This window comes from Neobacillus dielmonensis, from assembly GCF_000612665.1.
GTDB lineage: Bacteria > Bacillota > Bacilli > Bacillales > Cytobacillaceae > Neobacillus > Neobacillus dielmonensis.
Genome location: NZ_HG942018.1, coordinates 37347 through 48189 on the forward strand (window position 1 = coordinate 37347; position 10843 = coordinate 48189).

General features: G+C 41.4%; 11 protein-coding genes. All 11 read left to right on the forward strand.

The genetic code is table 11. The annotated features are described in order from the left end of the window. Positions 1-41: 41 nt before the first annotated feature. The gene (gene ftsH, locus BN2425_RS00330) at positions 42-1997 is read left to right on the forward strand and encodes an ATP-dependent zinc metalloprotease FtsH (RefSeq protein WP_042453856.1); all 1956 of its coding nucleotides are present in this window, start codon (positions 42-44) and stop codon (positions 1995-1997) included. Between the two features lie 107 nt (positions 1998-2104). Further along, a complete protein-coding gene (locus tag BN2425_RS00335; protein WP_042453858.1) occupies positions 2105-2902 on the forward strand; it encodes a type III pantothenate kinase in 798 nt (265 codons plus the stop codon). A gap of 2 nt (positions 2903-2904) precedes the next feature. Further along, positions 2905-3783, forward strand: a complete 879-nt coding sequence (gene hslO / locus BN2425_RS00340; protein ID WP_042453861.1) for an Hsp33 family molecular chaperone HslO — start codon at positions 2905-2907, stop codon at positions 3781-3783. Positions 3784-3808: 25 nt separating this feature from the next. Then, positions 3809-4699: a peptidyl-prolyl cis-trans isomerase gene (locus tag BN2425_RS00345; protein WP_042453864.1), complete on the forward strand. Its 891-nt coding sequence runs from the start codon at positions 3809-3811 to the stop codon at positions 4697-4699. Between the two features lie 194 nt (positions 4700-4893). After that, a complete protein-coding gene (cysK, locus tag BN2425_RS00350; protein ID WP_042453866.1) occupies positions 4894-5823 on the forward strand; it encodes a cysteine synthase A in 930 nt (309 codons plus the stop codon). A gap of 112 nt (positions 5824-5935) precedes the next feature. After that, positions 5936-6772: a dihydropteroate synthase gene (folP, locus tag BN2425_RS00355; RefSeq protein WP_042453868.1), complete on the forward strand. Its 837-nt coding sequence runs from the start codon at positions 5936-5938 to the stop codon at positions 6770-6772. 1 nt (position 6773) lies between these two features. Further along, positions 6774-7133, forward strand: a complete 360-nt coding sequence (gene folB, locus BN2425_RS00360) for a dihydroneopterin aldolase (protein WP_042453871.1) — start codon at positions 6774-6776, stop codon at positions 7131-7133. 2 nt (positions 7134-7135) lie between these two features. Further along, a complete protein-coding gene (folK, locus tag BN2425_RS00365) occupies positions 7136-7657 on the forward strand; it encodes a 2-amino-4-hydroxy-6-hydroxymethyldihydropteridine diphosphokinase (protein ID WP_042453873.1) in 522 nt (173 codons plus the stop codon). Further along, the gene (locus BN2425_RS00370) at positions 7609-7818 is read left to right on the forward strand and encodes a helix-turn-helix domain-containing protein (protein WP_042453875.1); all 210 of its coding nucleotides are present in this window, start codon (positions 7609-7611) and stop codon (positions 7816-7818) included. The genes folK and BN2425_RS00370 overlap by 49 nt, the downstream gene beginning before the upstream one ends. Positions 7819-7843: 25 nt before the next feature. After that, entirely contained in the window at positions 7844-8842 is a 999-nt protein-coding gene (gene dusB, locus BN2425_RS00375; RefSeq protein WP_042453877.1) for a tRNA dihydrouridine synthase DusB, read from the forward strand. A 221-nt stretch (positions 8843-9063) separates the two neighbouring features. Then, a complete protein-coding gene (gene lysS / locus BN2425_RS00380; RefSeq protein WP_042453879.1) occupies positions 9064-10548 on the forward strand; it encodes a lysine--tRNA ligase in 1485 nt (494 codons plus the stop codon). The last annotated feature ends 295 nt before the right edge of the window (positions 10549-10843 follow it).

A 10843-nucleotide genomic window follows, 5' to 3' on the forward strand; every position in this document is an offset into this window, starting at 1 on the left:
TACTATTTAGTATAGTTTGTTTAAGTGGGAGGAGGTAAGAGATGAATCGGATTTTCCGTAATACCATCTTTTATTTATTGATATTTTTAGTCATTATTGGTGTCGTAAGTTTCTTTAACGGAAGTAATGAACCAACCGATCATATAAAATATGACGAGTTCATTGCTCATTTGGAAAATAATGAAGTCGCTTCATTCTCCATGCAGCCAGAAAGGGGCGTTTTTGAAGTCCGTGGCCAACTTGATAAAGAAGTCGACAATGGTAAAAAGTTTATTACGTATATCCCAAACAGCGAACAAATCATTGATCGTATTAACCAGTCGGATTCAAAAGTCGAAGTAATGCCTGCAAAGGAAACAAGCGGCTGGGTTACATTCTTCACTTCCATTATTCCGTTTGTGATAATCTTTATATTATTTTTCTTCTTGATGAACCAAGCTCAAGGTGGCGGCAGCCGAGTCATGAACTTTGGTAAATCAAAAGCAAAACTCTATAACGACGACAAGAAGAAGGTTCGTTTTAGAGATGTAGCCGGTGCAGACGAGGAAAAGGCTGAATTGGTAGAGGTTGTTGAGTTCTTAAAAGACCCACGCAAGTTCTCAGAATTAGGAGCACGGATTCCAAAAGGGGTCTTGCTTGTTGGACCTCCAGGAACAGGTAAAACCTTGCTTGCCCGTGCAGTTGCCGGTGAGGCAGGTGTTCCGTTCTTCTCTATTAGCGGTTCAGACTTCGTTGAAATGTTTGTCGGGGTCGGTGCATCCCGTGTTCGTGATTTATTTGAAAATGCCAAGAAAAATGCTCCGTGTATTATCTTTATAGATGAAATTGATGCTGTTGGGCGTCAACGTGGTGCCGGTTTAGGCGGCGGCCATGATGAGAGGGAGCAAACCTTGAACCAATTGTTAGTTGAGATGGATGGGTTCGGAGCCAATGAAGGGATTATTATTATTGCAGCAACTAACCGTCCAGATATTTTAGACCCAGCGCTATTACGCCCAGGACGTTTTGACCGTCAGATTACTGTCGACCGTCCGGATGTAAATGGCCGTGAGGCAGTACTTAGAGTACATGCCCGCAATAAACCTTTAGATGAATCCGTCAACCTAAAAAATATTGCAATGCGTACACCAGGCTTCTCAGGCGCTGACTTGGAAAACCTTTTGAATGAAGCAGCGTTAGTTGCCGCAAGACAAAATAAGAAGAAAATTGATATGGTTGATATTGATGAAGCAACAGACCGTGTCATTGCTGGTCCTGCTAAAAAGAGCCGGGTCATTTCCGAGAAAGAACGGAGAATTGTTGCTTTCCATGAAGGCGGTCATACCGTAATTGGCCTTATTTTAGATGAAGCGGATATGGTACATAAAGTTACAATTGTACCGCGTGGTCAGGCTGGCGGTTATGCGGTAATGCTTCCAAGAGAAGACCGTTATTTTATGACTAAGCCGGAATTACTTGATAAGATTGTTGGTCTATTGGGAGGCCGTGTGGCGGAGGAAATTGTATTCGGTGAAGTAAGTACCGGTGCTCATAATGACTTCCAGCGTGCCACAGGTATTGCCCGCAGAATGGTTACTGAATTTGGAATGAGTGAAAAACTTGGACCACTTCAGTTTGGTCAAAATCAAGGTGGCCAGGTATTTTTAGGCCGCGACTTGCATAACGAGCAAAACTATTCCGATGCGATTGCTTATGAAATTGATCTTGAAATTCAACGGATCATCAAAGAATCTTACGAAAGATGTAAAAAGATTCTTATTGAAAACCGTGAAAAGCTCGATTTGATTGCGAAGACACTTCTAGAAGTGGAAACATTAAATGCAGAGCAAATCCGTTATCTCGTCGACAATGGTCGCTTGCCAGAAAATCCTGCTGAGCTTGAAACCGTTAAGATTAGCATGAAAAAGGACGAAGATGTAAAGGTTACAATTAAGAAAAAGGATGAAGAAGAAAAATCTATTTTGGACCTTCCTCCTGAGGATATCGATTATAAATAATCAATCTGGGTGCTTCGTAAAGAAGCACTCTTTTTTTTCATCTGCACTTATATTATGGTATTATGTTGCCATGTGAAAAGAATATTTCGTTAAAGTGAGTGATAGATGTGATCTTTGTAATTGATGTGGGAAATACCAATATTGTTCTTGGGGTTTATGATGGTGATCATTTGAAATATCATTGGCGAATTGAAACAAACCGTCACCGGACGGAAGATGAGTTTGGCATGAATGTCAAAGCATTATTTGATTTTTCAGGCTTAAGCTTTTCAGATATTAACGGCATTATTATATCCTCCGTTGTTCCGCCGATTATGTTTGCCTTAGAAAGAATGTGCCAGAAATATTTTCAAATTAAACCGCTGGTTGTTGGCCCAGGTATTAAAACGGGATTAAACATAAAATATGATAATCCAAAAGAGGTCGGGGCAGACCGAATTGTCAATGCGGTGGCTGCCATTCATGAATACGGCAGCCCGTTGATCATTGTCGACTTTGGAACGGCGACTACTTATTGCTATATCAATGAAGAGCGCCAATATATGGGAGGTGCGATTGCTCCAGGAATCGGGATTTCCACGGAGGCACTATACTCGCGAGCAGCAAAATTACCGAGAATTGAGATCGCACGCCCTGAAGGGGTAATTGGCAAGAATACGGTATCAGCCATGCAGGCGGGTATTGTGTATGGGTATGTAGGACAAGTTGAGGGAATTGTAAAACGGATGATTGATCAAAGTAAAAAGAAGCCGACCGTCATTGCTACAGGCGGCTTATCAAACCTTATTGCCCAGGAATCAACCGTAATTGATATTGTCGACCCATTCTTAACTTTAAAAGGTTTACAGCTTATCTATACCCGGAACATGGATACTATAAGAAATGGCAGCGAGAAAGGGGTATAAGAATGAAAGATTATTTAGTAAAGGCACTTGCATTTGATGGAAGCATCCGAGCATATGCTGTGTGTACAACAGAGACTGTGAGCGAGGCACAGCGGCGCCACCAAACATGGCGGACCGCATCCGCAGCACTTGGCCGCACGATGACCGCAGGGGTTATGATGGGGGCGATGTTAAAGGGTGATGACAAGCTCACTGTAAAAATCAATGGAGGCGGGCCACTGGGGGCAATTATTGTAGACAGTAATGCCAAAGGTGAAGTCCGAGGTTATGTTGGCAATCCACAGGTCGATTTTGAGCACAATGAACACGGCAAGCTCGATGTCCGCCGCGCGGTTGGGACGGATGGCTTATTGGCAGTTGTGAAAGATATTGGGCTTCGTGATTTCTTTTCTGGCCAGGTGCCGATTGTATCAGGTGAGTTAGGAGAAGATTTTACCTATTACTTTGCCGTATCTGAGCAAACTCCATCTTCGGTTGGTGTCGGCGTACTGGTCAACCCAGATGATACGATTTTGGCGGCAGGCGGATTTATTTTACAAATCATGCCGGGTACCGATGATGAGGTGATCACGAAATTAGAAGAAAGACTAAACACCATTCCACCGGTCTCGAAATTAATTGAACAGGGATTGTCTCCAGAACAAATATTAGAGAGATTATTTGATAAAGAAAATGTCAAAATTATTGAGACAATGCCGGTCCATTTTCAATGTACCTGTTCAAAAGAGCGGTTTGCAGATGCCATTATCGGCCTCGGAGCCTCCGAAATTACAGCCATGATCGAAGAGGATGGGCAGGCAGAAGCTCACTGTCATTTCTGCAATGAAAAATACTTGTTTACAAAAGAGGAACTTGAAGAACTTAAGCAACAGGCAAAATAACCTTTTTCGGTGGAGGAGAAAGAAATTGGGGAAGAAGCAGCTTTGGTTGGTAATTGCCGGGCTTTTGATGCTCAATTGTTTGACCGTTGCCTATTTTCTTTCAAGGGACACAGAAGCTTCTGGCGGCAGTGAGACTGTCGCAACCATAGGGTCTCAAGAAATAACACGGCAGGATTGGCTTCACGAGCTCGAAACGAGATATGGAAAAGATGTATTAAAGGAAATGGTGGACCAGAAGGTGGTTCAAGAATTGGCGGACAAATATCACATAAAGGCTGCTGATTCAGAAGTTGACCGGGAATATCGGCTGCTTCAGGCTACAAATAACTCTTTTAACCAAAAAAATTTCCCTTCAGAGAAAAAGTGGAAGGAACAAATCAAAAATAGTTTGCTACTAGAAGAAATACTGACCAAAGATGCAATCGTCTCTGAAAAAGAGATAAAAAATTATTATGAGAAAAATAAAGATTTGTATAATGTTCCGGAAGCATACCGTTTGTCACATATTGTGGTAAAAACGAAGCAAGAGGCAGAAAAGACTTTAAAGGAATTAAAACAAGGTTCAAGTTTCCAAGCATTAGCCATGGAGCGATCCATTGATGAATTTTCGGCGAATGAGGGTGGAAACATTGGATATATTACAAGTGAAGATGAGCTTTACCCTTCCAGCTATATCACAACCGCAAAAAAACTCAAAAAAGGTGCTTATGGCGGACCGATTAAAACTGACCAGGGCTATGCGATCGTAAAACTAGAAGGGAAAATCAGCGGCAAAACCTATTCATTTAAAGAAGTTAAAAACCAAATCCGCCGGCAAATCGCCTTAGAACAAATGAATACCCCTGCATCAGCAGAGCCGCTCTGGGAAGCCGCCAAAGTAGATTGGTTTTACGGCAACACAAAACAAGAACAATAAAACACAGAGAACCCTTCTGTGTTTTATTTATGGGGCCTGTCCCCCATTGCTGTATTGTATTAACGTAATGGGGGACAGGCCCCAAAAATTTCAAATTATTTAGGAATCCTGATACAAATTGATTGACAATACAAGGGGTAAGCTGATACATTTTATATAAATCCAATAAAATTACTCGGAATAGAGGTGCCATTATGGTTCGTGTAGCAAATTCAGTTACCGAATTAATCGGTCAAACACCAATTGTGAAGTTAAACAGAATAGTAGATGAAAACAGTGCAGATGTTTATTTAAAGCTCGAGTATTTTAACCCTGGCAGCAGTGTAAAAGACCGTATCGGTTTAGCAATGATTGAAGCAGCTGAGGAAAAAGGTCTCATTAAACCTGGCGAAAGTACGATCATTGAACCAACCAGTGGGAATACTGGTATTGGTCTTGCGATGGTTGCAGCTGCTAAAGGATATAAAGCGGTTTTCGTTATGCCTGAAACCATGAGTTTAGAAAGACGAAATCTATTGCGTGCCTATGGTGCAGAGCTTGTATTAACACCAGGTCCTGAAGGGATGAAGGGTGCTATTGCTAAAGCTGAAGCCTTGGCTTCTGAAAACGGCTATTTTATGCCACAGCAATTCAAAAATGAAGCTAACCCAGAAGTTCACCGCAGAACAACTGGTAAAGAGATTGCTGAACAGATGGATGACCTTGATGCATTTGTTTCTGGAATCGGAACAGGTGGAACCATTTCCGGTGCAGGAAGTGTTCTTCGTGAAAAATTCGCTAATGTTAAAATTTATGCAATTGAACCTAAAGATTCTCCTGTACTTTCAGGTGGTAAACCAGGTCCGCACAAATTGCAAGGTTTAGGTGCTGGATTTGTTCCAGATACACTTAATACCAATATTTACGATGAGGTTATTCAAGTTTCTACGGAAGAAGCGTTCGAAGCTGCCCGCCGTGCAGCAAGAGAAGAAGGCATACTAGGTGGAATATCTTCAGGTGCTGCTATTTCCGCAGCATTAAAGGTTGCAAAAGAACTTGGTAAAGGTAAAAAAGTGCTTGCCATCATTCCTGATAATGGTGAACGTTACTTAAGTACACAACTATACCAATATGATGCGGAGTAATATGATTAAGGTCTTGGCTTATGGCCAGGACTTTTTTTATATACACAAATTATGAAAAGAAATAGGTTTTCCTGTATGATAAAAGGGATGAAATTTGCATAGGGGGGTAACTATGAAACAAGTTCAACTAGAACAAATACAATGCGGCCCATATGCTTTAGATTATTCAAAGAAAACGATGATTATGGGTATCTTAAATGTCACGCCGGATTCCTTTTCAGACGGAGGAAGATATAATCAAATCAACCTAGCGATTGAACATGCGAAACAAATGGTGGCGGATGGAGCTGATATAATCGATATTGGCGGGGAATCAACACGGCCGGGCCATACGAGAATCTCAGATGAAGAGGAAATTGAACGAATCGTCCCAGTGATTGAAGCACTATCCGAACATGTTCCCGTGCCTTTATCTGTTGATACATATAAGTCTGAGGTGGCTAAACAGGCAATTATGGCGGGTGCCCACATCATTAATGATATATGGGGAGCCAAGGCAGATGAAAAAATGGCTCGGGTTGCCGCTGAACTTGGAGTCCCCATCATCTTAATGCACAATAGGCAAGACCCACATTATACTCAATTTGTCAGGGACGTCTTGAACGATCTTTATGAAAGTATTGCGTTAGTGAAAAAAGCAGGGGTAAAGGATGAGAACATTATCTTGGATCCCGGCATTGGTTTTGCTAAAAACTATTCGGAAAATCTGCTCATGATGCAGAACCTGGACAAGCTGGTGATGCTGGGTTATCCGGTGCTGTTGGCTACTTCCCGCAAGAGACTAATTGGCGAAACGCTAGACCTTCCGGTAAATGAACGGATGGAGGGTACAGGTGCCACGGTATGTTATGGAATACAAAAAGGTTGTCAGTTGGTTCGAGTGCATGATGTGAAGGAAATGAGCCGAATGGCGCGAATGATGGATGCGTTAATGGGGAAAGGTGAATAAATTGGATAAAATCTATGTCACAGGAATGGAATTTTACGGCTATCATGGTGTTTTTCCAGAAGAAACCGTCCTAGGCCAGCGGTTCATCGTGGACTTAACTGTTTCCTTGGATTTAAAAAGAGCTGGTGAAACGGATAACCTCAACTATTCCGTAAATTATGGTGAGCTTTATCAGCTGTGTAAGGAAGTCACGGAAGGAAAGCCGAAAAAACTAGTTGAAGCAGTGGCTGAAAGTATTGCTTCCAGTGTGCTCGAACGGTTTCAATCGGTAGTTGAAGCAACAGTTAAAGTTATCAAACCGGACCCTCCAATACCAGGACATTATGATTCTGTAGCGGTAGAAATTACAAGGGGGAGATAAATGTGGAAAACGCAGCATTTATTGCACTTGGCTCAAATGTCGGAAACCGCTATGATAATATGATGAGTGCCGTCAGCCAATTAACTGCTAACCATGACGTTCAGTTGGTAAATTACTCCTCAATCTATGAAACTGACCCGGTTGGTTATGAGGACCAAGATTTATTTTTAAACATGGTGATTAAGGTATCTACTGTACTGAATCCATTTGAATTATTGGATCGGTGTCTATCGATTGAAACAAGTCTTGGGAGAAAAAGGGAAATAAGATGGGGGCCCAGAACAGTAGACCTTGACATTCTTCTCTATAATCAAGAAAATATTAAAACAGATAAGCTAATAGTCCCACACCCGCGAATGCTTGAACGGGCATTTGTGATGGTGCCATTATTGGAATTAAATCCTGATTTACGTATGTTCGATGAAGAACTACTTACAGCATGGTCTACTAGATTACCTAAAGAAGGAGTCCGAATATGGAAGCGGAAAAATGGGGAAGACGAATCCGAGCCTATCGGAAGCTAAAGGGGTATACCCAAGAAGGCTTTTCAAAAAAACTAGGTGTATCAGTTTCCATTTTAGGAGAAGTTGAAAGAGGAAACCGTCTGCCTGGGAATGACTTGTTAGTAAAAATAGCTGCGAGCTTAAATATAAGCCTTGATGATTTAACACCTAAAGACAATTAAATAAAAGATGGGAGGAAAAGATTCATTGCTAAAAATCGGGAATATTGAGATGAAAAATCCCGTTGTACTAGCGCCAATGGCTGGGGTTTGCAACTCTGCATTCCGTCTGACTGTTAAGGAATTCGGAGCAGGTTTAGTCTGTGCCGAGATGGTCAGCGACAAGGGAATCGTTTTAAAGAATGAAAAGACGATGAATATGCTCTATATTGATGAACGGGAAAAACCATTAAGTTTGCAAATCTTCGGCGGCGAAAAGGAAACTCTCGTGGAAGCAGCCAAATTCGTTGATCAAAATACAAATGCAGATATTATTGATATCAATATGGGCTGCCCTGTTCCTAAAATCACTAAGTGTGATGCAGGAGCAAAATGGCTGTTAGACCCAAATAAAATCTATGAAATGGTATCTGCTGTTGTAGATGCAGTAGAAAAGCCTGTTACTGTTAAAATGCGGATGGGTTGGGATGAAGGTCATATTTACGCGGTTAGAAATGCCCAAGCTGTTGAACGTGCTGGTGGAAAGGCTGTGGCTCTCCACGGCCGGACACGTGTTCAAATGTACGAGGGAACAGCCAACTGGGATATTATCCGGGAAGTGAAGCAATCTGTCGGCATTCCAGTAATCGGCAATGGAGATGTCAAAACACCACAGGATGCAAAAAGAATGTTGGATGAAACAGGTGTTGACGGCGTCATGATTGGACGGGCAGCGCTCGGAAACCCATGGATGATCTATCGGACGGTTCAATACCTAGAAACGGGCAGGTTGTTGGGTGATCCGTCTGTAAGAGAGAAAATGGATGTATGCATTCTCCATTTAGACCGATTGATTGCTCTAAAAGATGAATATATCGCCGTACGGGAAATGCGTAAGCATGCCGCTTGGTACCTTAAGGGGATTCGCGGAAATGCAAATGCACGCAGTGCAATCAACGAATGTCAAACACGTGAACAGGTGGTCGGTGTTTTAAATGAATTAGTTGCCGACATGGAAGCAAAGGAAGATCAGGCAATAGTAGGTTAAAACTCTGCATTAACAGCTATTTGACAGTGGATGGATGTTTTTCCTATAATGAATACAGCCATAATTGAAACTGCCAGTGGAAAACTGGCAGTTTTTATTTATTTGAACATTTTTGATGTCTGAACAATTGATTTTGTGTAAAATAATATAGTATGTGAAAAAATGTCCACGCAGAATACCTAGTGATATACATATTTAGAAATATTGGAGTTGATTAAAACATGAGTCAGGAAGAATTAAATGACCAATTAATCGTCAGACGTGAAAAAATGGCGGCAATGCGTGAAAATGGTATTGACCCATTTGGTAAACGGTATGAACGTACTCATACGGCAAGGGATGTGCAGAAACAATACGGTAATTTGGAAGCTGAGGAGCTTGAGGCAAAAGGTGACTCTGTCCGTCTTGCTGGACGTATCATGACAAAGCGCGGAAAAGGTAAAGCCGGATTTGCCCACATCCAAGACCTAACAGGACAAATTCAGATATATGTTAGACAGGATGCAGTCGGAGAAGAAGCCTATCAAATTTTTAATTCTGTCGACTTAGGTGATCTTGTTGGAGTTGAAGGAGCGGTTTTTAGAACAAAAACAGGCGAACTTTCAATCAAAGTGAAAGAATTCACTTTCCTAACAAAAGCGCTGCGTCCATTGCCTGATAAATTCCACGGATTGAAAGATATTGAACAGCGCTATCGTCAGCGCTATTTGGACCTTATCATGAGCCAGGAAAGCAAGGAAACATTCATTACCCGCAGTAAAATCATTCAAGCTATGCGACGTTACTTAGATGACCACGGGTACCTGGAAGTGGAAACACCAATGATGCATGCTATCGCCGGGGGTGCGGCAGCACGTCCGTTCATCACGCATCATAATGCATTAGATATTCCGCTATTCATGCGGATTGCCATTGAACTACATTTAAAACGATTGATTGTCGGAGGCCTAGAAAAGGTCTATGAAATCGGACGTGTATTCAGAAATGAAGGTGTGTCTACTCGACATAACCCGGAATTCACAATGATTGAGCTATATGAAGCCTATGCTGACTTCCGAGATATCATGAGCTTAACAGAAAATCTAATTGCCCATATTGCTCAAGAAGTGTTAGGCACTACTAAAATCACATATGGAGAATATGAGGTTGACTTAACCCCACAATGGAAGAGACTTCATATGGTTGATGCCATTAAAGAATATACTGGTGTTGACTTCTGGAAGGAAATGAGTGTTGAAGAAGCACGTACCCTTGCAAAAGAAAATGGGGTAGAGATTACCGAGCATATGCAATATGGACATATTGTAAATGAATTCTTTGAACAAAAGGTAGAGGAAAAGCTCATACAGCCAACCTTTATTTATGGACACCCAGTAGAAATCTCACCACTTGCAAAGAAAAATGAAGAAGACCCACGATTTACCGATCGTTTTGAATTATTTATTGTTGCCCGTGAACATGCCAATGCGTTTACAGAATTAAACGACCCGATCGACCAACGTGAACGTTTTGAAGCACAGTTAAAAGAACGCGAACAAGGCAATGATGAAGCCCACATGATGGATGAGGACTTTGTTGAGGCATTAGAATATGGAATGCCGCCTACTGGTGGATTAGGAATTGGTGTTGACCGTTTGGTGATGCTATTAACCAATTCACCATCAATCCGTGATGTGTTGTTATTCCCGCTAATGCGTAATCGCTAATTCAAAAAGCGCCGATTTAATTCGGCGCTTTTTATATAGTATTTAATTCTATGTACATTAATGTGTTGATTTATTATAGTCATAAATCAATACCACAGAATTAGAAAATTCCAACTTTAAAAGATTAGTAAAAAAACTATTGCACGAAACTAATAATGGTGTTATAGTATTAAATGTTGTTGCGAGACATTAAGTCTTTCGCAAAAGCAAAAAGAAAAAAGTTGTTGACTTTCAGTTGATAACTTGTTATCATTACAAGGTCGCTTTAAGCGGCGCATTGCTCTTTGAAAACTAA

Coding starts and splice junctions, on each gene's coding strand:
- ftsH (WP_042453856.1), top strand. CDS start 42: ATGAATCGGATTTTCCGTAATACCATCTTTTATTTATTGATATTTTTA.
- hslO (WP_042453861.1), top strand. CDS start 2,905: ATGAAAGATTATTTAGTAAAGGCACTTGCATTTGATGGAAGCATCCGA.
- cysK (WP_042453866.1), top strand. CDS start 4,894: ATGGTTCGTGTAGCAAATTCAGTTACCGAATTAATCGGTCAAACACCA.
- folP (WP_042453868.1), top strand. CDS start 5,936: ATGAAACAAGTTCAACTAGAACAAATACAATGCGGCCCATATGCTTTA.
- BN2425_RS00370 (WP_042453875.1), top strand. CDS start 7,609: ATGGAAGCGGAAAAATGGGGAAGACGAATCCGAGCCTATCGGAAGCTA.
- lysS (WP_042453879.1), top strand. CDS start 9,064: ATGAGTCAGGAAGAATTAAATGACCAATTAATCGTCAGACGTGAAAAA.